This is a genomic window from Shewanella gelidii, from assembly GCF_014647855.1.
GTDB classification, from domain to species: domain Bacteria; phylum Pseudomonadota; class Gammaproteobacteria; order Enterobacterales; family Shewanellaceae; genus Shewanella; species Shewanella gelidii.
This window is the reverse complement of the sequence record NZ_BMPZ01000002.1, coordinates 16,110-40,912: the sequence shown is the minus strand read 5'-3', so window position 1 is coordinate 40,912 and position 24,803 is coordinate 16,110. Positions and strand designations below refer to the sequence as shown.

Below are 24,803 nucleotides of genomic sequence, written 5' to 3'. Positions count from 1 at the left end.
CAAAAATAAAATCTGTTTGTGGTGGATTTAAGCGACCACTTGCAAGATCTGACCGCACAACCAAGCCATATAAGTTCCTACAGCATAGCCAAATACTGCCAATAGCACACCAACGGGCGCGAGTGCTGGATGGAAAGCAGCGGCAACGACAGGTGCAGATGCGGCGCCGCCGACATTGGCTTGGCTACCGACCGCCATATAGAAAAGCGGTGCTCGGATCAGCTTTGCAACCAATAGCATTAAGCTTGCATGGACGATCATCCATACAATACCCACGATAAAGTAAACTGGTGTTTCTACGATTTTGGTGACATCCATATGCAAACCAATGGTGGCCACTAAGATATATAAAAATGCAGATGCGACCTTCGAAGCGCCTGCGGCTTCAAGGTGTTTAATCGGACTAAATGACAAAACCAGACCAATCGTCGTCACAGTAACCACAAGCCAAAAGAATTTGGAAGTCAGGCTATAATCCCGAGTTTCCGGGTAGTTTTCTGCGAAAAATGGGCCAAGGAAATCTGCGGCAAAATGGGCAAAGCCGGTAATACCAAATCCAACGGCTACAATTAACATAATGTCACGCAAGCTCGGAATACGAGCATGATCCGCATGGTATTGCTCAACGCGTTTCTTTAAGCGTTCAATCGCACTGGTATCGGCACCGGTTTTCGCATCAATTTGCTTCGCTTTAGATGCCATAAACAATAAAACGGCCATCCAAATATTGGCAACAATAACATCGACGGTGATCATCACCGAAAAGATATCACCACCCACTTCATAAATCTCTTTCATTGCCGCTTGGTTGGCGCCTCCACCAATCCAGCTGCCCGCAAGGGTTGTCATGCCGCGCCACACGGCATTAGGGCCATCGACACCAATAGATTCCGGCGCAATAAATGACAAGACAAACAGTGCAATCGGACCACCAATCACAATACCAAACGTTCCCGTTAGAAACATAATGATTGCTTTGGGACCCAAGCCGAGAATCGCTTTCAAATCAACACTGATAATCAACAGTACTAAACATGCAGGAAGCAAGTAACGCGATGCCACATAATAGAGCTTAGAGAGATCGCCATCGACAATGCCAAAAGAATTCAATAACGACGGTAAGAAATAACACAGCAGAAGTGCTGGAACGAAACGGTAAAACTTCTGCCAAAAAGGATGCGGACTACTATTGGTATAGAATACAAAGCCTAAAATAACCGCGAGCAAACCCAGTGCGGTGGCATCGTTTGTAACCAAGGCGGTATTTTCCATCTTGTCTTTCTCCTACCCTATTTTTTATTATTATTTTGATTGTCGTGATTAGAAACGAATAAAGACTTACGAATAATGACTGATTAGGGGGTTTAAGGCACCCCACTATAAATCAGCTGAATACCCGCATTTATTCGCTAGTGATAAGTCTCGCTATTTTCATCCAATTCACGCAATTGGATTTTCACAAGTTCCGTGACCGGATCGTGAGGACTATTATCGACAAAGTGTTTTAAATCATCCGCTGCAACTTTAATGCAACCGAGCTGCTGGGCAATGAAAGCGCGCTCGCGGTTTAAGTGTACGTCGTCTTCGTGCCACTGCAGCAGTAGATTACAACACTCCATCGCTTGTTCAAACTTATGACCAATAATGCATCCTGCTTTCATCTCGTGCAGCATTCGAGATTGGATCTGCTTAATCGAAGCCGGCTTGAAGTATTTCACTTTTAAGCGCGCCGCATTACCAAGCTCTCCTCGAATAAACACATGGATTTGGTGGCGCGTTAAAGGGTTACCATTTAACGGATCAATGTACTTCGCGACGCCTGAAATCCGGCTGCAAATCACGGTATGACCAGGGATCAGTAACACTTCCAATGGCAAATCCAATTGCTTGGCAAGCAACAACAGTAAAGTGGCGAGCGTTGTGCTATTGCCCTGACGGCTCACTAGACAGGTTGATAAATCTGCCGCTTCAACACTGAAGTAATCTTGTTTGGCACAAAAGCCAAGATCACGATAAAACCATGTCAGCAATGCCTGTAAGCGTTGTTCTTGATCAACCACGTAATGGCTTAAAACACTGCCAGCAAGTTCAAGCCACGACCAATTGGCCGTTTCTTTATTAGAAAAGCCCAAATGTTCTGATACCTCGAGCGCTAACTCGGGTAAAACGAGATCTGTTTTTGACGTAAAGTTATGCATTAACCAATCAATACCGCAGTTTTAAATACTGCGATTTTCGCAATATATACAATCCAACCCATTGCCCCAAAGAAAGCAAATACCTTGTAAAGCTTATTTTTATTAGGGTGCATCGCCATCACTCCAAGAAGGATATACGCCGCAACACCAATAATTTTCTCAGTTAACCAAGCATCTACAAACGGGTACTGTAAAATTAAAAAGCACAGTGTGAGCCCTGAGAGCAGCATAAAGGTATCGATAACATGAGGTGCTATCTTCATCACCTTACGTTCCATGACGGCTGCCTGGCGCATATGCAATACAAAACGCACAATGAAAAATAACACGCTGATCGCAACAAGCGTCAAATGCAGGTGCTTTACATAAGGATATAAGCTGTAAAAGAATTCCATGATAACCAATACACTAAAGAAATAGGGGCGCTAGTTTACCCTATCCAAATTCGCTTCACCACGCCCACTGAAAACAATGAAACAATTTACTTTGCATTTCATTCGCTACTTCAGAGTTCCCTCATCTATACGAACATCCGCAAAACAAAAATAATTCTATTCTATCAATAGGATATAGATAGGTAACACATCGAAATTTACGCAGTCGAGCCTGATTCGGTAAAATCGATTGCTAGTAATTCAGTTTGTCTATCGTCTCTCAACCCGCCCAAGCACATACCAAACCTGTCGTACAAAACCGTACGCCACGGCATCCTAAGGTTTGTTTGCTTTACTGTAATTAGTCAGTACAAAACGCAAAAGCTATTCGGATGTCTGACCGGGCCAACGACCAAGTGTGCATCGATCGTTACTCCCAAAATCTCGCACCGTTGCCACATCGACATAACCGAGCTCTATCAGCTTTTCTCGAACAGCGAGTGCTTGTTGGTAACCATGCTCAAGGAGTAATCGACCACCGACCGCTAAATGGGCCTTCGCTGATTCCGCAATATGGAATAAATCAGCGTATCCTTGCGCGCCAGCAGTGAGCGCAGTTTGCGGTTCAAAGCGCACATCACCCTGGCGGAGATGTACATCTTGCTCATCAATATAGGGGGGGTTAGAAACAATCAAGTTAAAATCTGTATGTTCGACCGCATCAAACCAATCACTTTGCAATACACGAACCTGGGTAAAGCCAAGGCGATCTCGATTCGCGGCCGCCAGAGCAACGGCATCATCAACTTTGTCTAAAGCGGTGATGCGCCAATGAGGGCGTTCAGAAGCGAGCGCCAAGGCGATAGCTCCTGTACCAGTGCCCAAATCTAACACCTTAGCGTTTTCGGGTAGCGGCAAGTTCAATGCGGTTTCGACCAATATTTCGGTATCTGGGCGCGGAATGAGCGTCGTATCATTGACGAGAAATGACAACGACCAAAATTCACGTTCACCGACAATATGGGCGACAGGCATTCCTTGATGCCGCTTTTCAACCATTTGCTGAAATTGCTGCCATTGCTCAACATTGAGTGTCTTTTCAGGCCAAGTATAGAGATAGGCGCGGTTTTTATTCAGACATTGTTGCAGCATCACTTCAGCATCCACATTCGCAGATTCTGAAGTATCTTTTAAGACAGAAAAAGCCCATTGCAGGGCTTCTGATATCGTCGACTGAGACAGCAACGTCTTAACCTTCGTCGGAAAGTGCTGCAAGCAGATCCGCCTGATGCTCTTGCATCAAAGGATCGAGAATTGCATCTAAATCGCCTTCCATCACTTCAGCTAGGCGGTATAGGGTTAAGTTTATGCGATGCTCACTCACTCGCCCTTGTGGGTAGTTGTAGGTTCGTATGCGATCGGAGCGATCGCCCGTTCCAACAAGGCTACGACGAGTCGTTTCTTCTTCACTGCGTAGCTTTTCATCTTCAACCGCTTGGATACGAGCAGCCAAAACACTCATCGCTTGAGCGCGATTTTTGTGCTGTGAACGTTGATCCTGACATTCTACGACTATGCCACTTGGGATGTGGGTAATACGAATCGCTGAGTCCGTTTTGTTGACGTGCTGACCACCCGCACCTGATGCTCTAAAGGTATCAACTTTTAAATCTGCAGGATTAATTTGAATGGCTTCGGCTTCCGGTACTTCGTGCAAGACCGCAACAGTACATGCAGAGGTATGAACACGCCCCTGAGATTCAGTTTCTGGGACGCGCTGCACTCGGTGCCCGCCAGACTCAAACTTCATCTTGCCATAAACACCATCACCATTAATCTTAATGATAATTTCTTTATAGCCACCATGCTCGCCTTCATTGGCATTCATTACTTCAAGCTGCCACTTATTAGTTTCTGCATATTTGCTGTACATGCGGAATAAGTCACCTGCAAAAATTGCAGCTTCGTCACCACCGGCACCTGCACGGATCTCTACAAAGGCATTCGAGTCATCATTGGGATCTTTTGGCAGCAGGAGGATCTGCAGCTCATCAGAGAGTGTCTCGATTTGTTCTTTTGCTTGTTTTGTCTCTTCCAGCGCCATCTCTTTTAGCTCTGGATCGTCCTCTTCAAGCATTTCCTTCGCAGCTTCAATATCACTTTCAGCTTGTTGGTATGCTTTAAACGTACGAACCACATCTTCAAGCTGTGCGTACTCTTTGGATAACGCACGAAAACGCTCTTGATCGGCAATGACACTTGCATCACTTAGCAGTGCCAATACTTCTTCATTGCGCTCTAGCAGGCCTTCTAATTTCTGAATAACCGATTGCTTCATTTAACTTGGTAACCTTAATTTTTATCTAATCCGAGTGCACTGCGTAATTGCGCTAACGCATTGAAATCGCCTTGTCGGCTTGCTGCGGTCAAGGCCTGCGTTGGGGCGTGAATAAGCTTATTGGTCAACTTATTTGCCAGCTCTAACAAAACTTGCTCACTGTCACCGCCCTGAGCTAATTTATTCAATGCCTTTTCAACCAAATCATCTTTGGCTGCAATACTCTGGGTGCGATATTCACGAATGCTATCTACAGACTCAAGAGAACGTATCCACTCCATAAACTGGTGTGACTCTTGTTCTGCAATAACTTCGGCTTGCTCGGCAGCCTCTCTTCTCGAGGCCATATTCTGTTCAATAATGCTATGCAAATCGTCTACGGTGTAAAGAAATGCATCATCTAATTCAGCGACTTCCGCTTCAATATCTCGCGGGACCGCAATGTCAACGAGCAACATCGGTTGATGTCGGCGCTGTTTGAGTGCGTTTTCAACCATCCCCTTGCCAAGGATAGGAAGCGGACTAGCGGTAGAGGATATCACGATATCTGCTTGAGGGAGAAAGTCTGGGATTTGCTCAAGGGTAATTGCTTTGGCATTAAACTCTTCACACATAGACTCAGCTCTAGCCACGGTGCGGTTTGCAACGACCATACTGGTCACGCCATTGTCTTTGAGATGCTTGGCAACTAACTCTATGGTTTCTCCTGCACCAACCAGTAGAACCTGGGTTGATGCTAGCGATGAGAAAATATGTTTCGCCATGCCAACGGCTGCAAATGCGACGGATACTGCTGCCGTACCAATTTCGGTCTCGGTACGCACTTTCTTAGCTACTGAGAATGTCGTTTGAAAGAGTTTATCTATTGTCATCGCCACGGTGCCAGCTTCTTTTGCTTTCACAAAAGCCTGTTTTACCTGACCAAGAATTTGTGGTTCACCGAGTACTAGAGAATCTAAACCGGACGAAACACGCATCAAGTGCTTGGCAACATCTCTATCTTTGTAAACATATAAGCAAGGTTCGACATCTTCATGGCTTAACTCATGATATTGCTCAAACCAACGAATCACTTCCTCTTCTTTGCCATTATTGCAATAAAGTTCGGTACGGTTACAAGTTGACACGATCACCGCTTCACCAGACTGGGTGTGACTGGCTAAGCTCTTCATCGCATCATGAATTTTATCGGGAGCAAACGCGACTTTCTCTCGTAAATCTACCGTCGCCGTTTTATGGTTTATACCGATTGCTACAAGGCTCATCTGACTCTTTCTAGATTCTTGGCATTTCTTATAATTGGGTCATTCTACTGAATTGCAGCATCTAAAAACAGAAGATGCTTAACAAAACCGAAGAAAGGCGAATAACCAAAGGCAATGTGAATAAAATCAAGCCGATTTGCCAAAATATTGGCCATAAAATGCAGCATTAATTCACTTTGTCAGTGGTATTATTTTTAAGCCCTCGTATCATAGGGGCTTCTACAAACTAGTCATAGACAATTAATTTGAAACAGCTCACAAAACTTACTTTATGCTGGATTCTGCTTTGCTTCGGCTTTTTATCGGGGTGCGCATTATCACCACAAACAGACCGACAAGCAATTCAAGTGACCAGTGCATCACAAGCCGTGGCTTGGGAATTAAAAGGTAAGCTAGCCGTGAAAACCCAAACTGATAAAGCCAATACAAATCTCTATTGGCTACATACACCTGAAGCCGACGAATTAAGGCTAACCAGTGTACTGGGCACCACGTTACTACTCTTAAAATCGACAAACACCAGCGCGATGCTGATGGTCGATGGCAAAGAATATCACGGCAATAATGCTCATCAATTATTGTACAGTTTGACAGGTTGGTCCCTGCCCTTGTCACAAATGCCTTTATGGGTCACTGGCCAAACGTCAGCTCAAGATCAAGTCATCAGCCGAGATGCACACCGCCGCCCAGTGCAACTTCACACCTTGGGTAGCCCACAATGGCAAATAAAATATACTAGCTGGCAAACCTTAAGTGGCGCTGAAATTCCTCGTTTGCTGACAATGAAAAATGATAAAACCAGATTAAAAATCCAAGTGAATCAGTGGCAAGCGTTAAGCAATTAACCCTGGCACCCACAAATTCAATTTGAAGCATCTTTAATTGAGCAACACGACTATGAACACATTCAAGCCAAACGCCAAGCATGACACTCCGATTTCCAAGGGTTGGCCAGCGCCTGCAAAACTGAATTTATTTTTGCATGTGAATAATCAACGAGTAGACGGTTATCACGAACTACAAACTCTTTTTCAATTTTTATCGGAATCAGACACGCTTGATTTTAAAGTCACGCACGACGGTACTTTAAAACTCCACTCTGAGCTCAACCAAGTTGTCGCAGATAACGATAACTTAATTCTTAAAGCCGCAAAATCATTGCAAGCCTATAGCCAATGTTCATTGGGCGCTGAAATTTGGCTCGATAAAATCCTTCCTATGGGCGGCGGTTTAGGCGGCGGTTCGTCAGACGCAGCAACGACTCTTGTAGCACTGAATGCACTATGGGAGACCCAATTAAGCAAACAAGAACTCTCAAAAATCGGCCTAGCGCTTGGGGCCGATGTGCCTGTTTTTATTAATGGTTATTGTGCCTTTGCAGAAGGCGTGGGAGAAAAATTACAGACAGTTGACGCAAAAGAGCCTTGGTATCTGGTGATCGTTCCAGAAGTCCATGTTTCCACCCAAGCGGTGTTTCAACATCCTGATTTACCAAGAAACACAGCCAAACTTGAGTTATCAACATTACTGAGTGCACCTTGGCAAAATGACTGTCAAGCTCTGGTTTGCAAGCTCTATCCTCAAGTTGCCAATGCACTGACGTGGCTGGTAGAATATGCGCCGTCAAGAATGACCGGAACAGGCGCCTGCGTGTTTGGGGAATTTGAGCATCAAAATGAAGCCTTAAATGCCTTGGGTAAACTCCCTGATGGTATGAAGGGATTCGTTGCGAAAGGTATCAACAGATCGCCACTAGAGCGCCGTTTGAGCCAGCTCTAGACAAACTATTCTGGATTCGTTCATTCGAACCAGCCACTTTTATAAAGCAAACGCCTGAGGTTATACCGTGCCCGACATCAAGCTCTTTGCTGGGAATGCTACCCCCAGCCTCGCTAAAAAGATTGCCGACCGTTTATTTTGCAAACTTGGAAACGCCGATGTAGGTGTTTTTAGCGATGGTGAAATCAGTGTCCAAATTAATGAAAATGTACGTGGTGCGGATGTATTCATCATCCAATCGACATGTGCGCCAACAAATGACAACTTAATGGAACTGATTGTAATGGTTGATGCATTACGCCGTGCGTCTGCAGGCCGTATCACAGCTGTTATTCCATATTTTGGTTACGCTCGTCAGGACCGTCGTGTTCGTAGTGCCCGTGTACCCATTACTGCAAAAGTAGTTGCAGATTTCCTTTCAAGCGTTGGTGTTGACCGCGTTCTGACTTGTGATCTTCACGCTGAGCAAATTCAAGGCTTCTTCGACGTTCCAGTAGATAACGTCTTTGGTAGCCCTGTACTGCTTGAAGATATGCTAGCGAAGAAACTGGACAACCCTGTTGTTGTCTCTCCTGATATTGGTGGTGTAGTTCGTGCTCGCGCTGTCGCAAAGTTATTAGATGACTCGGATCTAGCGATTATCGATAAGCGTCGCCCACAAGCAAACGTTGCACAAGTTATGCATATTATTGGTGATGTTCAAGGCCGTGACTGCATCATTGTTGATGACATGATCGACACGGGCGGGACATTAAGCAAAGCTGCTGAAGCTTTGAAAGAGCATGGTGCAAATCGTGTCTTTGCCTACGCTACACACCCAGTATTCTCAGGGAATGCAGCGCAAAACATTAAAGATTCTGTTATCGATGAAGTCATCGTCACAGATACAACACCGCTAAGCCCAGAAATGCAAAAAGTAGAGAAAGTCACTCAGTTGACTATGTCTGCTGTGCTTGCTGAGGCAATTCGCCGTGTGAGCAACGAAGAGTCTATTTCGGCAATGTTTCAACACTAGTATTTGCTAAGACGTTCGTGAAGATCAAACGCACTCAAAAGAGTGCGTTTTTTTATACCCAATCAACTTTAGTATGAGAAACTAAAAAAACCGCAAATTTACACATCATTTCCCCACAAGATAGCTCGAGTTAATCTACTATTAATTTAGAGAAATTAATCAGGGGCTTATTGTATGTTTGTTAAGTTCAACCCACAGCAATTGCAAAAATTCATCGCAATTTGCTTCCTCTTCATGCTGTCCTTTTGGTCCACTTCAAGTTACGCCGCAGATTCAGGAAAAGACTTTGACACCTTACCCATGCTCGTCGGTTTGTTTGGTGGGCTTGCTCTTTTTTTATATGGCATGGAGAAGATGTCGCAAGCGTTAAAACTGGCCGCTGGGGAGCGAATGCGCACCCTTCTCTCTAAACTAACCAGTAATCGCTTTGTGGGTATGCTCACAGGAACCGGTCTTACGGCAGTCATCCAATCATCATCTGTCACAACGGTTTTGCTTGTTGGGTTTATCTCTGCAGGCTTAATGTCAATGCCGCAGGCTGTGGGTGTCATTATGGGTGCCAATATTGGTACCACGGTGACGGCACAAATCATTGCTTTTAAAGTCACTAAGGCTGCTCTGGCAATGGTTGCTGTTGGTTTTGCTGTGCAGTTTATTTCCAGCAAAGAAAAAATTAAACAATATGGCGATATGTTAATGGGGCTGGGTCTCATTTTCCTTGGCATGAACATTATGGGCGAAGCCATGTCGCCCTTGCGTGAATATCAACCATTTATTGATGCCATGACCCACATGGATAATGCCTTATTGGCCATTTTGATCTCTGCAGGCTTTACAGCGTTAGTGCAGTCCTCTTCAGCAACAACAGGCATCGTAATTGTTTTAGCAGCCCAAGGTTTTATTTCTTTGGAAACCGGTATTGCCTTAGCGATGGGAGCCAATATTGGTACGTGCATTACGGCAATGCTCTCAGCATTAGGTAAACCTCGAGAGGCGGTTCAGGCAGCGGTGGTGCACGTATGTTTTAATGTCCTTGGCGTGGTGATTTGGCTGCCGTTTATCGCATATCTTGGGGAGTTCAGTACCCAGATTTCGCCCGTCCACACCGAACTGACCGGAGTTGCCAAGCAATCCGCGGAAATTCCACGGCAAATTGCGAATGCCAATACCTTATTTAATGTACTCAACACACTGATCATGCTGCCATTTGCTGGCGTATTTGTTTGGTTTGTTGAGCGCGTAGTCCCCGTCAGAGCCAAACCTTCGAAGGCAAAACAGCAAGTAATAAAACCCAAATACTTGTCAGAAGAGTTATTGAGCACACCTGAATTGGCTCTTGATCAAGCGCAACTGGAGTTATCTCGAGTGGGACGGCGAGTGTGCAATATGATGAACCTGTTACCCCCAATTGCAAGCCATGACGCCGCCGACAAGGTACGTAAACAACTGAAACAAATTGAGACTATTGAAGAAGAAGTGGACACGCTACATGCAAACATTTTGTCTTACTTAGGACGATTGCGGCTTGAACCACTTTCCGACAGTCAAAGCCAACGGCAAATTAAACTGGTGAGTATTACTGATCAGCTCGAAAGTATCGCCGATTTAGTTGTCGATAGCCTACTGCCTTTGGCCTATCGCGCACTCAATACAAACCTAACCATCAGCCCCAAAATGCGTAATACATTGGATACTGCTCAGGAGCGGGTCAACCAAGCGCTGCTAGACTGCGTAAATGCAGTTCGTCGTGAGGATGCGGCACTTGCGGAACAAGTACTCCATGCGAAACGGGAATTGAACTCTTTACTTGAAACCGTACTGACACACCAAGCGGAGCGCTTAAGTGAGGGAGATGAACTTAGACTGAAACTCTTTCGAGTTGAGATGGAATGGGTCGATTCACTCAAGCGAATTTACACCCTAAGTAAACGTATTGCGAAGTTGCAGCTAAGAAAACGTGAGCCGAAGTAATGGCCATGATCCACAAACAAAAAAGCCTGTCGTAAGACAGGCTTTAACGTTATAAAATCAATGTAATTACAAAGATTCAAAATTTAATGGTACGGGAGGAGAGACTTGAACTCTCACACCTTGCGGCACCAGAACCTAAATCTGGCGTGTCTACCAATTTCACCACTCCCGCACTGCATCTCTGTTTTACATCTGGAGAAAGATGTTTTTATTGAAACAAGGTTAAACACAATTTGTTCAACCGAATTTCATATATGGCTGGGATACCAGGATTTGAACCTGGGAATGCCGAGATCAAAACCCGGTGCCTTACCGCTTGGCGATATCCCAATCTAACTTTTTCGACCACCAGCAATCGCTAGCTGCCTGAATTAATGGTACGGGAGGAGAGACTTGAACTCTCACACCTTGCGGCACCAGAACCTAAATCTGGCGTGTCTACCAATTTCACCACTCCCGCAAAACATCTCTAGTTTAACATCTTGAGAAAGATGGTAGCAATGGCGGGACTTGAACCTGCGACCCCAGCATTATGAGTGCTGTGCTCTAACCAGCTGAGCTACATTGCCAAAGATGGCTGGGATACCAGGATTCGAACCTGGGAATGCCGAGATCAAAACCCGGTGCCTTACCGCTTGGCGATATCCCAATATCTTGTTTTAAGTTAGATGGCTGGGATACCAGGATTCGAACCTGGGAATGCCGAGATCAAAACCCGGTGCCTTACCGCTTGGCGATATCCCAATCTAACTTTTTCGACCACCAGCTACGCTAGTTGTCTGAATTAATGGTACGGGAGGAGAGACTTGAACTCTCACACCTTGCGGCACCAGAACCTAAATCTGGCGTGTCTACCAATTTCACCACTCCCGCACAACATCTCTAGTTTAACATCTTGAGAAAGATGGTAGCAATGGCGGGACTTGAACCTGCGACCCCAGCATTATGAGTGCTGTGCTCTAACCAGCTGAGCTACATTGCCACTATGTTTTACATGCCCCTCTTGGCGAGGAACGGGGCGTATTATGCTTATTCAGTGTAGTCAGGTCAACAGCTTTTTTCCGCTAATTTGCTCTACCTACACTGTTAGGCTATTCCTTCACCAAACTGGGCGATTGCTGGGCAACTCTTCCCTACACCGCCACAAACAATAATTAAACGTTGAATAAGAAATGCATCACGTCGCCATCTTTCACGACATAGGTTTTACCCTCGACACGCAGCTTGCCGGCTTCTTTTGCACCAGCTTCACCGTTATATTCAATAAAATCATCATACGACATTACTTGAGCACGAATAAATCCACGTTCAAAATCAGTATGAATAACACCGGCAGCTTGCGGCGCGTTGGCACCAACGCGAACCGTCCATGCGCGAACTTCTTTTACGCCGGCAGTGAAATACGTATGCAAGTCAAGTAACTGATATCCACCGCGGATCACTCGATCAAGCCCTGGCTCTTCAAGTCCTAAGTCAGCCATAAACTCATCACGGTCTTCGGCGTCCATTTCTGCAAGTTCTGACTCAATGGCGGCACACACCGCAACAACAACTGCATTTTCTTGATCAGCAATCGCTCGCACAGCATCTAGATGTGGGTTATCTTCGAAGCCGTCTTCTGAAACGTTCGCAATATACATCGTCGGCTTTAAAGTTAAGAAGTTTAGATAACCAACAGCGGCCTTCTCTTCCTTGCTCAGCTCCATTGAACGCAACATTTTTCCTGAGTCCAAAACCGGGCGCATTTTTTCAAGAACTTCGACTTCAAACTTCGCGTCTTTGTCACCACCTTTCGCACGCTTTTGCTGGCGTGTAATTGCACGCTCACAGCTATCTAAATCTGCTAATGCAAGCTCGGTATTAATGACTTCAATATCAGCTGCAGGTGAAACCTTATTCGCAACGTGAACAATGTTATCATCTTCGAAACAACGTACCACATGACCAATCGCATCAGTTTCACGAATATTCGCGAGGAATTTATTTCCTAACCCTTCGCCTTTAGAAGCGCCAGCAACCAAACCTGCAATATCCACAAATTCCATTGTTGTAGGCATCACGCGCTCTGGGTTTACAATTGCAGCCAATGCCTCTAAACGTGTGTCAGGCACGGGCACGACACCGGTGTTTGGCTCAATGGTACAAAACGGAAAGTTAGAAGCTTCGATACCCGCCTTTGTTAACGCATTAAATAGTGTTGATTTACCTACGTTTGGCAGTCCAACGATGCCGCATTTAAAACCCATAGTATTACCTTTAATCTGTTTATTGCGGTCATTTGTGTCAATGTTAAACAAATGACCATTCACAAGAACCTTACGGCCTGAAGTTTATTCGTTATCTATTCAATCTATTCCGCTTTAAACGAGTGCAACCGATGCATCGCCTTGCTCATATCCTGCTTAAATAGTATCTCTGTTGAGCGCACAGCCTCATCGACTGCCGCTTCGATTCTTTCTTGCTCTGCCTGAGGTGCTTTCCCTAACACATAACCACTCACACGGTTTTTATCCCCAGGATGGCCGATACCAATTCGCAATCGGTAAAAGCCTTTGTTATTGGCCATTTTTGCAATAATGTCTTTAAGGCCATTGTGACCACCATGACCACCACCCAGCTTGAACTTCGCAACGCCAGGCTCCATGTCCAACTCATCATGCGCGACTAAAATCTCTTCAGGTAGAATTCTAAAAAAATTTGCCAAGGCCGCTACTGACTTACCACTCAAATTCATAAATGTTGTAGGAATGAGTAATCGAACGTCTTTGCCATGCAAGGTGGCTCTTGCGGTGAGTCCGAAGTATTTACTTTCAGGCGCTAAACTCACATTACATATTCTCGCCAACTCTTGAACATACCACTCACCAGCATTGTGGCGGGTTCTGGCATAATCACTACCTGGGTTAGCCAAGCCAACAATTAACTTTATATCTGCCATGGTTATCTTTTTTGACGACTCTAATTACACATTCGGTACCGCAGAGATTCCGCTCGCAGCAATTTAAGCGCGGCATTTTAGCACCCAAAATGATTGGCGGCAAAATAAGCTTGAAAGATAAATCTATTTTCGGACTACTTTAAGCCCATCGCATACTTCAACACTTGCTGCTTTAGGGGCGAATCCACATTAGCCAGTTTAAGTGCACCGTTACGAAGTAATTTGAGGGGGAGCAGATCATTGCTAAAACTTGCATAAAACAGATCCATGGTCGACATCATCAATTGATTGTCGCGGTATCGCTTGGTTTGATAGCGCTTTAATATGGATTCTTGCCACCAAGCTTCTTCTTGCTCTATCGCTTGTTTGATCGTGTCAACGAGTGCAGCGACATCTTTAAACCCTAGATTAACCCCTTGGCCTGCCAGCGGGTTGATGGTGTGTGCTGCATCTCCAAGAATAACGACATTGTTTTCACAATAACGCAATGCATGTCGACGCGTGAGCGGGAAACTCCCCTTCGCGAGCACTTTAAATTTGGGGTTTAAACGGCTTGGAAAATTAGCGCGCACCTGTTCCGCCAATGCTTTATGGCTCAAGCCCTGCAATTGCGCAATTCGCGCAGCATCATCGTACCAAACTAAGGATGCATGCCTTCCAGGCAAAGGTAATAACGAACGAGGCCCTTTCGGCGTGAACTGCTGCCAGGTGACATCCTGCTGCTCATCTTCAGTTTCGATATTTATGAGCATGGCTGATTGCGCGTAGTCCCACCCGGTTAAACCGATACCAGCCCACTGCCTGACCTGCGAATTCGCACCATCAGCACCGACCAACAGTTTTGTTTGCAGCTGCAGCCCTTGACCGAGCTCAAGCACAATCCCTTTGTCGAATCTTTGAATTTTATGAATTGTTTCGGGGCAATATAGTGTAATATTTTCTGTGCATTCAATTTGTTCCCACAAAGCCAGCTGTACCAACCGATTCTCAACAATATGCCCTAAGTGAGAAGCGTTAATTTGTTTGGCATGGAACTGTGTAATAAATCCTTCAAGCTCCCAGGTTTCTAATCCCTGATAAGCGACACAGCGTTTTGCTAGCAGCGAATCTAGCGCACCAACAGACTCAAGCAACTGCTCAGATGCAACACTGATTGCAGATACCCGAATATCAATCGGTTGACTGTCGTCATATGGCTTTGGCGCAAACGCTTCAATCATCGCAACCGAAAGCCCTTGTTGAGCAAGTCCTAGTGCAGCTGCAGCACCCACCATGCCACCACCAACGACAACGATGTCATGCTGAAGAAAATTCGCTTCCATACCACCCTTCTTAATTCGTAAAAAATGACTGTTTCAAAACCGCCAAAATTATGTTCTTTGATGTCAATGTTGAGTAAACGGTGAGCAAATGTGACTAGATCAGCCCTCATTCATACCTAGTTACATCCAGCAAAACACTGCAAAACTAAAAATCAAACTAAACGATACACTGAAAGTGTCCAATGTATGTACGAGATAACTTTTAGCTCGTTTACATCAATCAACGCGATAGTCGCTAAGAGAGGATCGGATGAAAACCTTTAGCCCACGTAACATTGTTGTCGCTGCTAGTTTACTGATTGTCAGCCAAGTTGCTTACGCTGAACAAGATATCGAGGTCATCAAAGTCACCCACCGAGATCCTGTGGATTATGCCTTATATGTCCACACCACGGAAACCATTGCTTTACTGAGGTTAGAGCTAACCCAACAAATCTATGATCAAGCGCGAGATAACTCACTGGAAATGGCAAAAGATTTTGGTGTAGTTGTTGAACCCAACATCATGGCGCAACAGCAAAATAAACACTTAGCCCAAGTGTGGTTATCACAGGTTTCAGAGTGATTCAACGTAAATATGGTAAATAGACTGGTCAGCAGCACCTTCAGAGGGTAAAATGTCGCGCTATTTTTTGAGGTGTTAAGAGTGACGCAAGCTGATGAGTAAGAAACTCCATATCAAAACCTGGGGCTGCCAAATGAATGAGTATGACTCATCAAAAATGGCAGACCTGCTAGATGACTATCAAGGCTATACCTTGACAGAAGAAGCGGAAGAAGCGGATGTATTACTGCTTAACACCTGCTCGATTCGTGAAAAAGCCCAGGAAAAAGTGTTTCATCAGCTCGGCCGCTGGAAAACTCTCAAAGACAAAAAGCCATCACTGATTATCGGTGTTGGCGGCTGTGTAGCGTCACAAGAAGGCAAAGCGATCAAAGATCGCGCGCAATGTGTAGACATTATTTTTGGCCCTCAGACTCTGCACCGCTTACCAGAAATGCTTCAGCAGGTTGAACGTGGCGAAAAAGCAGTTATTGATGTGACGTTTCCTGAAATCGAGAAGTTTGATCGACTCCCTGAGCCAAAGGCAGAAGGACCATCAGCATTTGTTTCAATCATGGAAGGCTGTAGTAAGTACTGTTCGTTCTGCGTTGTTCCCTACACCCGTGGTGAAGAAGTCAGCCGTCCTCTAGATGACGTCATCCTTGAAGTTGCTCAGCTTGCAGAACAGGGCGTTCGAGAAGTCAACTTACTTGGCCAAAACGTTAACGCTTATCGTGGCGCAACCCATGATGATGATATTTGCACCTTTGCAGAATTACTTCGATACATTGCCGCAATCGACGGTATCGATCGCTTGCGATTTACCACCAGCCACCCTATCGAATTCAGTCAAGATATCATTGATGTTTATGAAGATACGCCTGAGTTAGTGAGTTTCTTACACTTGCCTGTTCAAACCGGCTCTGATCGTATTCTCACACAAATGAAGCGTGGCCATATGGCTATCGAATATAAATCAATTATTCGCAGACTTCGCAAAGCGCGTCCAGATATATTGATTAGCTCTGACTTCATTGTCGGCTTCCCTGGCGAATCCCAACAAGATTTTGCGGACACGATGAAGCTCATTGAAGATGTCGCGTTTGACCATAGCTTTAGTTTTATCTACAGCGCTCGCCCAGGAACGCCAGCAGCCGATCTTCCAGATGATGTCGACATGGAAGAAAAAAAGCAGCGACTCGCCATTTTGCAAGACCGCATTACACAACAAGCATTGCGCTATAGCCGCCAAATGATGGGCACAGTACAGCGAATTTTAGTCGAAGGGCCTTCTGTTAAAAATCCCATGGAATTGCGTGGCCGCACTGAAAACAACCGAGTTGTAAATTTTGAAGCTGACCGCAAACATATTGGTGGATTCGTTGATGTCGAAATCGTTGATGTGTACACCAACTCATTAAGAGGTGTATTTGTTCGCGGTGAAGACGAAATGGATTTGCGCCGAAGCTTGCGACCAGAAGATATTGTGGCCAAGCACCGAACTGAAGATGACCTTGGCGTCACCACTTATACGCCATAAACAATCATTGAAGCGTAAAACATAAAATGAGGCGGCAAATGTCGCCTTTTTATATGAGCCATTTTTTATACGATTCAGCCAAAAAGTCAGTGGCAATCAAACCCATCGATACGTACACTGAACATAGCGAACCAATTTTTTAGATGACACCAACGGAGCACTCTTTGTCCAACAAGCTTACTACGCTCAATCTTTACCTTGAACCTGCCGACAATCGACGCCTCGCTTCCCTATGTGGGCCATTTGATGACAACATCAAGCAATTAGAACGCAGAATCGGTGTCGAAATTAGCTATAAAAACAATCATTTCAAAATTGTTGGTCTACCTCGTAACAGTCTCAATGCAAACAATTTACTGAAGAGTCTGTACGTAGAAACACAACCCGTTAAAGGCAGTACGCCCGATTTGGAGCCTGATCAGGTTCATGTAGCAATTCAAGAGGCCATTGCGCTTGAAAGTGAAGATATGGGTGAAAACAAAGAACTCTATATCAAAACCAAGCGCGGTGTTATCAAACCCCGCAATCCAAATCAAAGTCAATATGTTGCAAACATTGTGCGTCATGACATCACGTTTGGCGTTGGACCTGCGGGTACAGGGAAAACATATCTTGCAGTTGCCGCTGCGGTTGACGCACTTGAACGCCAAGAAGTCCGCCGTATTCTGTTAACCCGCCCTGCGGTCGAAGCAGGAGAAAAACTTGGCTTTTTACCAGGAGATCTAAGCCAGAAGGTAGATCCTTATTTACGGCCGCTCTATGACGCATTGTTCGAAATGATGGGGTTCGAAAAAGTTGAGCGTCTTATTGAGCGCAATGTCATTGAGGTTGCACCGCTCGCATATATGCGAGGTCGTACATTAAATGAAGCATTTATTATTCTCGATGAAAGCCAAAATACAACGGTTGAACAAATGAAAATGTTCTTAACCCGGATTGGCTTTAATTCACGCGCAGTGATCACCGGCGATATTACCCAAAGCGATTTACCTAGAGGGCAACGCTCAGGCTTACGGCATGCGATTGAAGTGCTGAAAAATGTAGAAGAAGTCAGCTTTAATTTCTTCCAAGCGCAGGATGTTGTTCGACACCCAGTTGTGGCTCGTATTGTTGAGGCTTACGATCACCACGATCAAAAAGTACAACGCGCAAAAGCTGAAGCACAAAAAGAGAAACTCAATGATGAGCAGCAATAGCCAATCACTTGAGCTATTCCTCGATGTTCAAGTGGCAAGCCAAGAGTCAAATCTCCCGACCCAACAACAGCTGGAACACTGGGTGACCATCGCCATTGGTCAAGCGATGCCCAAGGTAGAGCTGACGATTCGTATCGTCGATGAAGCAGAAAGCCAACAGCTCAATGGGAGTTATCGCGGCAAAGATAAACCAACAAATGTGCTGTCATTTCCCTTTGAAGCACCGCAGGGAATTGAACTGCCATTAATTGGAGATTTGATTATTTGTGCTGCTGTGGTAAAACGAGAAGCAATGCAGCAGAATAAACCCCTAGAAGCGCACTGGGCACACATGGTTGTACATGGTTGTCTGCATCTGCTAGGGTATGACCATATTGATGATATTGAAGCCGAAGAGATGGAAGCGATAGAAACCCAACTCATTGAAGGCTTAGGATTTTTTGACCCATACAAGGAGCAATAAGTAGTAAAGAGAATACCTTTTTACTATGAGTAAATTATGAGTGACGACCTCCCCCCGAGTAGCAGCGCCCAAAAGAGAGGCTGGCTTGAAAAAGTAACCCAGTTATTTCAGGGCGAACCACAAAATCGCGAAGATCTAGTTGAAGTGATCCAAGACGCAGAAGAGCGTGATGTTATCACCGAAGATACTCGTGAAATGATTAAAGGTGTTCTTGAAGTCTCAGATCTAAGAGTCCGAGATATTATGATCCCAAGAGCGCAAATCGTTGCTATTCAAGTTACGAACACTGTAGAAGAAGTTATTTCTACCGTCATTGGCTCCGCGCACTCCCGCTTTCCTGTCGTTAATGAAGACAAAGACCACATTGAAGGCATATTACTCGCGAAAGATTTGATCCAGTATGGATTTAATAATAGTGAAACTCCATTTTCACTTCCTGAAATTATTCGCCCTGCAGTCGTTGTCCCCGAAAGTAAGCGTGTTGATGTATTGCTCAAAGAGTTTCGTAGCCAACGTTACCATATGGCCATTGTTGTCGATGAATACGGTGGAGTCTCGGGCCTGATTACAATTGAAGACATCCTTGAAGAAATCGTCGGCGAGATTGAAGATGAGTTCGATCATGACAGTAGTGATGATTTAGAAATTCGTAAGGTCGGAAATAAGGTCTATATGATTAAGGCTCTGACTGAGATTGACGATTTCAATGAAGAGTTTGGCACTAAATTTAGCGATGAAGAGTTCGACACAATAGGCGGTATGGTCTCACACGCTTTTGGCCATTTACCCGAACGAAATGAACAAATCATTATTAACGGCATTGAATTCAAAGTCATCAGTGCAGATACAAGGCGGCTTATCCAACTCAGAGTTAAGCTACCAGACGACTGCCAAGAAGACGAACTAGAAGACTAACTCCCCTTTGTCGAAAATCAATCTCACATCATGGTGGCGACTTGCGGCGGCTTTCACAGCTGGCGCAAGTACGGCCCTTGCTTTTGCACCTTATCAGATTTGGCCTATCTATCTGCTGGCAGTTGCTGTCACACTTCACCTTAGCCATGGCCTTTCTCCAAAACAAGCTTTCCTGCATTGGCTCAGTTTTGGCTTTGGCTGTTTTGCCGTCGGTATTAGCTGGGTGCATGTGGTCATGGATCGCTTTGGTGGAATGCCAATCGTCGTCTCGGTATTGTTGATGGCTTTACTGGCAATGTATCTTGCAATTTACCCCGCACTTGCAGGGTATTTATTTGCAAGGTTAGCTCCACGAAAGTGTGCGCCTTCGAGCTATCAAGTTCTCTTTTTATTTCCATCGATATGGGTTGTAACCGAGTGGTTACGAGGCTGGGTGCTAACCGGGTTCCCATGGCTGTGGGCTGGATATAGCTTTACGAATTCTCCGCTACAACCACTAGCAAGTTTAGTTGGCGCTCTTGGCCTTAGCTTTATTGGAATAACGCTGGCAGGCGCAGTAAGTCTCATTTTTCAAAAGCGCCTACTTCCGGCTTTGGGGGTTAGTATTGCACTGATCGGTGCTGTTTATATACACCCCTTCATCGGCCAAATTCAGACAACAGGCAAAACCATCTCTGCAGCTTTGGTGCAAGGGAATGTTGCACAGAATATGAAGTGGGAGCCTGAGGCATTATGGCCAACAATGCTCAAGTATATGGATCTATCTCGAGAGCATCTAGACGCGGATCTACTGCTATGGCCAGAAGCCGCGATACCGGCGCCAGAACACTTTGTTGGTGAGTTTCTAGACAATGCGAGTCAAGTCGCAAATTTAAACGACAACGCCATCATTACCGGTATTATTCGCCAAGAAAACGATGAATTTTACAATGCCCTCGTTGTACTTGGTAATTATAATCATAAACGACAAGCGCAAGCCGATTATCGTGCGCCCTTTGACCGAACCGATATCGAAAATCGAGATAACCTGTACGACAAAAATCACCTTTTAGTGGTCGGTGAATTTGTGCCTTTTGAGGATCTTCTCCGCCCGCTCGCTCCATTTTTTAATCTGCCAATGTCTTCTTTTAATCGCGGAAACTATCAACAGCCGAATCTTCGCGCTGCGGGTCTCAAAGTTGCACCTGCCATTTGCTATGAAATAGCCTTCCCCGAGCAGCTGCGTGCAAATGTTCATCACGATACCGATTTATTAGTCACTGTGTCGAACGATGCTTGGTTTGGCGCCTCGAATGGGCCTTTGCAGCACATGGAGATAGCGCAAATGCGGGCAGTTGAGTTGGGGCGTCCGTTACTTCGGGCGACAAATACTGGGGTCACGGCCGTTGTCGACCATCAGGGAAAAATTCTAAGCAGTCTGCCTCAATTTGAAGCGGGCGTTTTACGACAAGAAGTAGAACTTGTCTCCGGTAAGACTTGGTTTACAAAATTCGGCCAATGGCCTGTTCTTTTGTTAAGCATGCTTCTCATGATGATTGCGATCATCGCTCAATTGATCAGCACAAAATCAACAATACGCGCTCAATAAATTTGTGGGTTCAGCCTGAAGCACACCTTTACTTATATAAAGTCAGCACTCAACCCTACAATAATAATAGCGTCTGCGACTTTGGGATTTCGAATTTCTAAAATCACAAAGTCACACACGACGCTGTCTAGCCTCAATTACGGTTGTAGTTGCTCGCGAGTGAACTCCTTGCCTTCACACTCGGTGCAGTCCAAAATTACAGAAGGAAATTCAATATTGGTTTCATGGCCGCATCCGGTACACACCATGGTTCCCTGATTTACGATCTCGCCACTCTCATAATACCCATGATGCTTAAAGTCTTGGGCAAGCTCATGCCATTCAACCTGACTTTTATCGGTAATTTCACCCAACCAATGCCATAAAGTATTTTCTACAGCCATCAACATCGGGCTATGGCTTAACACATACTCATTTTGCTGCTGTAAAAAGCTCGCAATATCACGCTTTAAAAATTGTTCGACCAAAGCTAACTCATCGGCTTGCGAGTCGGCTTTCACTAATAAATAGTCCTTCCCAGAGGTAACCGAATCAAACAAATCCTTCTGGGTCAGTGACTTGTCATTCTTATACAGTAACTTTACTTGATCTAATAACACATCATACAAGGCTAATAACTTAGAACTTCTTTCGCTCATGGCCAATACTCCGTCATAGGAACCTTTTTAAAGAGTCACTTCTAGTTTATTCTATGCAGATCTAAATTGCGCGACTTTCAGCGCAAGATCAAACAATAGGCGGCATTGCCGGAAAATAGATCAATGCAAGAACAATATAATCCCTCAGAGATTGAAGCCTCAGTACAAGCATACTGGGAGAAATCAAAAACTTTTGAAGTCACCGAAGATCCGAATAAAGAGAAGTACTATTGCCTGTCCATGTTCCCGTACCCTTCTGGTCGTTTACACATGGGACACGTTCGTAACTATACAATCGGTGACGTGGTTGCACGCTTCCAGCGCCTGCAAGGGAAAAACGTTCTGCAGCCGATCGGCTGGGATTCTTTTGGCTTGCCAGCTGAAAATGCAGCGATTAATAACAAAACAGCACCAGCACCATGGACCTACGAAAATATCGACTACATGAAAAACCAGCTCAAACTCTTGGGTTTTGGTTATGACTGGAGTCGTGAAGTTGCAACCTGCACACCTGAATATTATCGCTGGGAGCAATGGTTCTTCACGAAACTTTACGAAAAAGGTTTAGTGTACAAAAAAACGGCCTCGGTGAACTGGTGCCCGAATGACCAAACGGTATTGGCAAATGAACAGGTTCAAGACGGATGTTGCTGGCGCTGCGATACCGAAGTGGTGCAAAAAGAGATCCCGCAATGGTTCATTAAGATTACTGCATATGCGGAAGAGCTTCTAAATGATATCGACAACCTAGACGGTTGGCCTGAACAAGTCAAAGCGATGCAGCGCAACTGGATAGGCAGAAGTGAAGGTATTGAAATGACTTTCGACGTCGCAGATAGCGATGAAAGCTTCGATATCTATACGACACGCCCGGATACAGTCATGGGTGTCACCTATGTTGCCGTCGCAGGCACGCACCCTCTGGCACTGAAGGCCGCAGAAAATAACCCTGAGCTTGCTGCATTTGTCGAAGAGTGTAAAAACGCTGATACCACGGAAGCGGCCATGGCTGCAATGGAGAAAAAAGGTGTCGCCACTGGACTCTACGCTGTACATCCATTAACGGGTAAACAAGTGCCAATTTGGGCTGCAAACTTTGTACTGATGAATTATGGCACTGGTGCTGTGATGTCGGTTCCAGGTCATGATCAACGTGATTATGAATTTGCGACCAAGTATCAGCTTCCTATTGAAGCCGTGATTAAGCCAGAAACAGAAGCCGTCGATATTAGCGAAGAAGCATATACCGAAAAAGGCATTTTATTTAACTCTGGTGAGTTTGATGGCCTAGATTTCCAAGGCGCATTTGATGCGATTGATGCCAAGCTCTCGAGCTTAGGCAAAGGCAAGCGCCAAGTGAACTTCCGCTTACGTGACTGGGGTGTCTCCCGTCAGCGTTATTGGGGTGCTCCAATCCCAATGGTTACTTTGGAAGATGGTACAGTAATGCCAACGCCCGAAGAGCAATTGCCGGTCGTACTTCCTGAAAATGTCGTCATGGATGGCATTCAAAGCCCAATCAAAGCCGATAAGGAGTGGGCGAAAACCCAAGTCAATGGTCAAGATGCGCTCCGTGAAACGGACACCTTCGATACCTTTATGGAGTCGTCGTGGTATTACGCCCGTTACTGTAGCCCACACGCTGACCAAATGCTCGATCCTGCCAAAGCAAACTATTGGCTGCCTGTAGATCAGTATATTGGCGGTATTGAACACGCTTGTATGCATCTACTCTATTTCCGCTTCTTCCATAAACTGCTTCGCGATATGGATTTGGTAAACTCTGACGAGCCAGCCAAAAAACTCCTGACTCAGGGTATGGTTCTGGCAGATGCTTATTACTACACCAACGAAAAAGGTGGCCGTGAGTGGGTTTCTCCAGCTGACGTAGAAACGATTGAGCGTGACGAAAAAGGCAAGCTCATAAAAGCTATCGATAAAGATGGTAACGAGCTTGTTTATACCGGCATGAGCAAAATGTCGAAGTCCAAAAACAATGGTATCGACCCCCAAGAAATGGTGGATAAATATGGCGCAGATACCGTACGTCTATTTATGATGTTTGCTGCCCCACCAGAATTGACACTGGAATGGCAAGAATCAAGTGTAGAAGGTGCTCACCGTTTCCTTAAGCGCGTGTGGAAGCTGGCAAACGATCATATCGCACTCGGCACAACAGAAGCATTGGATGTAAAAGCTCTCAATGCAAACCAAAAAGCCCTTCGCCGAGAGCTCCACAAAACCATTGCAAAAGTCACCGATGATATTGAACGTCGCCAAATGTTCAATACTGCCATTGCGGCCATTATGGAGCTGATGAACCATTTGCAAAAAGCACCGCAAGAGAGCACACAGGATCGCGCGATTATTCAAGAAGCGCTGATGGCTATTGTTCGTTTGCTCTACCCAATCACACCACATGCAAGCTTTACACTATGGCAAGCGCTCGGTAATGACACTGCGATTGAAGAAAGCCTTTGGCCAACAGTCGATGAATCTGCATTAGTTGAAGACAGCAAGCTCATTATTGTTCAGGTAAACGGGAAATTACGCGCTAAAATTACCGTCGCTGCAGATGCAACGAAAGATCAAGTTGAAGCACTCGGGCTTGCGGATGAGCACGTCATCAAACATACCGAAGGCAAGACCGTTCGTAAGGTCATTTACGTACCTGGTAAACTACTCAATATAGTTGCCAACTAACTTGTAAAAAAAACAA

The 24,803-nt window shown here is 45.2% G+C and carries 21 protein-coding genes and 8 tRNA genes; 11 read left to right on the top strand and 18 right to left on the bottom strand.

Annotation, left to right across the window (positions count from 1 at the left end; translation table 11 throughout):
• Positions 1-27 precede the first annotated feature (27 nt).
• From IEY18_RS03755 to hemA, 6 genes are all read right to left on the bottom strand, one after another.
• Positions 28-1,272, bottom strand: coding sequence for a DUF819 family protein (locus IEY18_RS03755; RefSeq protein WP_188917990.1), 1,245 nt, complete (start codon positions 1,270-1,272; stop codon positions 28-30).
• A gap of 137 nt (positions 1,273-1,409) precedes the next feature.
• Positions 1,410-2,198, bottom strand: coding sequence for a transglutaminase family protein (locus IEY18_RS03750; protein ID WP_188917988.1), 789 nt, complete (start codon positions 2,196-2,198; stop codon positions 1,410-1,412).
• Complete coding sequence (locus tag IEY18_RS03745; RefSeq protein WP_188917986.1) at positions 2,198-2,593, bottom strand: SirB2 family protein; 396 nt, start codon at positions 2,591-2,593, stop codon at positions 2,198-2,200. The genes IEY18_RS03750 and IEY18_RS03745 overlap by 1 nt, the downstream gene beginning before the upstream one ends.
• Before the next feature lie 363 nt (positions 2,594-2,956).
• Positions 2,957-3,817, bottom strand: a complete 861-nt coding sequence (gene prmC, locus IEY18_RS03740) for a peptide chain release factor N(5)-glutamine methyltransferase (RefSeq protein ID WP_188919127.1) — start codon at positions 3,815-3,817, stop codon at positions 2,957-2,959.
• A gap of 4 nt (positions 3,818-3,821) precedes the next feature.
• Positions 3,822-4,910, bottom strand: coding sequence for a peptide chain release factor 1 (prfA, locus tag IEY18_RS03735; protein ID WP_188917984.1), 1,089 nt, complete (start codon positions 4,908-4,910; stop codon positions 3,822-3,824).
• Between the two features lie 14 nt (positions 4,911-4,924).
• Entirely contained in the window at positions 4,925-6,175 is a 1,251-nt protein-coding gene (gene hemA / locus IEY18_RS03730) for a glutamyl-tRNA reductase (protein WP_188917982.1), read from the bottom strand.
• A gap of 347 nt (positions 6,176-6,522) precedes the next feature.
• On the opposite strand from hemA, the gene lolB reads away from it, so the two are divergent.
• The 4 genes from lolB to IEY18_RS03710 all read left to right on the top strand — a co-directional run bounded on the left by lolB (position 6,523) and on the right by IEY18_RS03710 (position 10,940).
• Entirely contained in the window at positions 6,523-7,020 is a 498-nt protein-coding gene (gene lolB, locus IEY18_RS03725; RefSeq protein ID WP_229779724.1) for a lipoprotein insertase outer membrane protein LolB, read from the top strand.
• 52 nt (positions 7,021-7,072) lie between these two features.
• Positions 7,073-7,954, top strand: a complete 882-nt coding sequence (gene ispE / locus IEY18_RS03720) for a 4-(cytidine 5'-diphospho)-2-C-methyl-D-erythritol kinase (protein ID WP_188917980.1) — start codon at positions 7,073-7,075, stop codon at positions 7,952-7,954.
• 67 nt (positions 7,955-8,021) lie between these two features.
• Positions 8,022-8,969 (top strand): ribose-phosphate pyrophosphokinase, encoded by a 948-nt coding sequence (locus IEY18_RS03715; protein WP_188917978.1) that lies wholly within the window; start codon positions 8,022-8,024, stop codon positions 8,967-8,969.
• A 174-nt stretch (positions 8,970-9,143) separates the two neighbouring features.
• Entirely contained in the window at positions 9,144-10,940 is a 1,797-nt protein-coding gene (locus IEY18_RS03710) for a Na/Pi cotransporter family protein (RefSeq protein WP_229779723.1), read from the top strand.
• Positions 10,941-11,027: 87 nt separating this feature from the next.
• Here the strand turns inward: IEY18_RS03710 and IEY18_RS03705 are convergent.
• The 11 genes from IEY18_RS03705 to IEY18_RS03655 all read right to left on the bottom strand — a co-directional run bounded on the left by IEY18_RS03705 (position 11,028) and on the right by IEY18_RS03655 (position 15,200).
• A tRNA-Leu gene (locus IEY18_RS03705) sits at positions 11,028-11,112 on the bottom strand.
• A gap of 83 nt (positions 11,113-11,195) precedes the next feature.
• Positions 11,196-11,270: transfer RNA gene (locus tag IEY18_RS03700), tRNA-Gln, on the bottom strand.
• A gap of 45 nt (positions 11,271-11,315) precedes the next feature.
• Positions 11,316-11,400 (bottom strand) — tRNA-Leu (locus tag IEY18_RS03695).
• 32 nt (positions 11,401-11,432) lie between these two features.
• Positions 11,433-11,509 (bottom strand) — tRNA-Met (locus IEY18_RS03690).
• A 5-nt stretch (positions 11,510-11,514) separates the two neighbouring features.
• A tRNA-Gln gene (locus tag IEY18_RS03685) sits at positions 11,515-11,589 on the bottom strand.
• 20 nt (positions 11,590-11,609) lie between these two features.
• Positions 11,610-11,684 (bottom strand) — tRNA-Gln (locus IEY18_RS03680).
• Between the two features lie 44 nt (positions 11,685-11,728).
• Positions 11,729-11,813, bottom strand: a tRNA-Leu gene (locus tag IEY18_RS03675).
• 32 nt (positions 11,814-11,845) lie between these two features.
• Positions 11,846-11,922: transfer RNA gene (locus IEY18_RS03670), tRNA-Met, on the bottom strand.
• Positions 11,923-12,094: 172 nt separating this feature from the next.
• Positions 12,095-13,186 carry a redox-regulated ATPase YchF gene (ychF, locus tag IEY18_RS03665; RefSeq protein WP_188917976.1) on the bottom strand — a complete coding sequence of 364 codons (1,092 nt, stop codon included), beginning with the start codon at positions 13,184-13,186 and terminating at the stop codon, positions 12,095-12,097.
• A gap of 104 nt (positions 13,187-13,290) precedes the next feature.
• A complete protein-coding gene (gene pth, locus IEY18_RS03660; protein ID WP_188917974.1) occupies positions 13,291-13,878 on the bottom strand; it encodes an aminoacyl-tRNA hydrolase in 588 nt (195 codons plus the stop codon).
• A gap of 134 nt (positions 13,879-14,012) precedes the next feature.
• Positions 14,013-15,200, bottom strand: coding sequence for an FAD-dependent oxidoreductase (locus tag IEY18_RS03655; protein WP_188917972.1), 1,188 nt, complete (start codon positions 15,198-15,200; stop codon positions 14,013-14,015).
• A gap of 250 nt (positions 15,201-15,450) precedes the next feature.
• On the opposite strand from IEY18_RS03655, the gene IEY18_RS03650 reads away from it, so the two are divergent.
• The 6 genes from IEY18_RS03650 to lnt all read left to right on the top strand — a co-directional run bounded on the left by IEY18_RS03650 (position 15,451) and on the right by lnt (position 21,446).
• Entirely contained in the window at positions 15,451-15,765 is a 315-nt protein-coding gene (locus tag IEY18_RS03650; protein ID WP_188917970.1) for a hypothetical protein, read from the top strand.
• A gap of 94 nt (positions 15,766-15,859) precedes the next feature.
• A complete protein-coding gene (gene miaB / locus IEY18_RS03645; protein WP_188917968.1) occupies positions 15,860-17,284 on the top strand; it encodes a tRNA (N6-isopentenyl adenosine(37)-C2)-methylthiotransferase MiaB in 1,425 nt (474 codons plus the stop codon).
• A gap of 164 nt (positions 17,285-17,448) precedes the next feature.
• Entirely contained in the window at positions 17,449-18,480 is a 1,032-nt protein-coding gene (locus IEY18_RS03640; RefSeq protein ID WP_188917966.1) for a PhoH family protein, read from the top strand.
• Positions 18,467-18,943 (top strand): rRNA maturation RNase YbeY, encoded by a 477-nt coding sequence (gene ybeY / locus IEY18_RS03635; RefSeq protein ID WP_188919121.1) that lies wholly within the window; start codon positions 18,467-18,469, stop codon positions 18,941-18,943. Before IEY18_RS03640 ends, ybeY begins: the two co-directional genes overlap by 14 nt.
• A gap of 36 nt (positions 18,944-18,979) precedes the next feature.
• Positions 18,980-19,858 (top strand): CNNM family magnesium/cobalt transport protein CorC, encoded by an 879-nt coding sequence (gene corC, locus IEY18_RS03630; RefSeq protein WP_188917964.1) that lies wholly within the window; start codon positions 18,980-18,982, stop codon positions 19,856-19,858.
• Between the two features lie 7 nt (positions 19,859-19,865).
• Positions 19,866-21,446, top strand: coding sequence for an apolipoprotein N-acyltransferase (gene lnt / locus IEY18_RS03625; protein ID WP_188917962.1), 1,581 nt, complete (start codon positions 19,866-19,868; stop codon positions 21,444-21,446).
• Between the two features lie 137 nt (positions 21,447-21,583).
• Here the strand turns inward: lnt and IEY18_RS03620 are convergent, their stop codons facing one another.
• Positions 21,584-22,084: a zinc ribbon-containing protein gene (locus tag IEY18_RS03620; RefSeq protein WP_188917960.1), complete on the bottom strand. Its 501-nt coding sequence runs from the start codon at positions 22,082-22,084 to the stop codon at positions 21,584-21,586.
• 123 nt (positions 22,085-22,207) lie between these two features.
• On the opposite strand from IEY18_RS03620, the gene leuS reads away from it, so the two are divergent.
• On the top strand, positions 22,208-24,787 hold the full coding sequence (gene leuS / locus IEY18_RS03615) for a leucine--tRNA ligase (protein ID WP_188917958.1): 2,580 nt from the start codon (positions 22,208-22,210) through the stop codon (positions 24,785-24,787).
• Positions 24,788-24,803 lie beyond the last annotated feature (16 nt).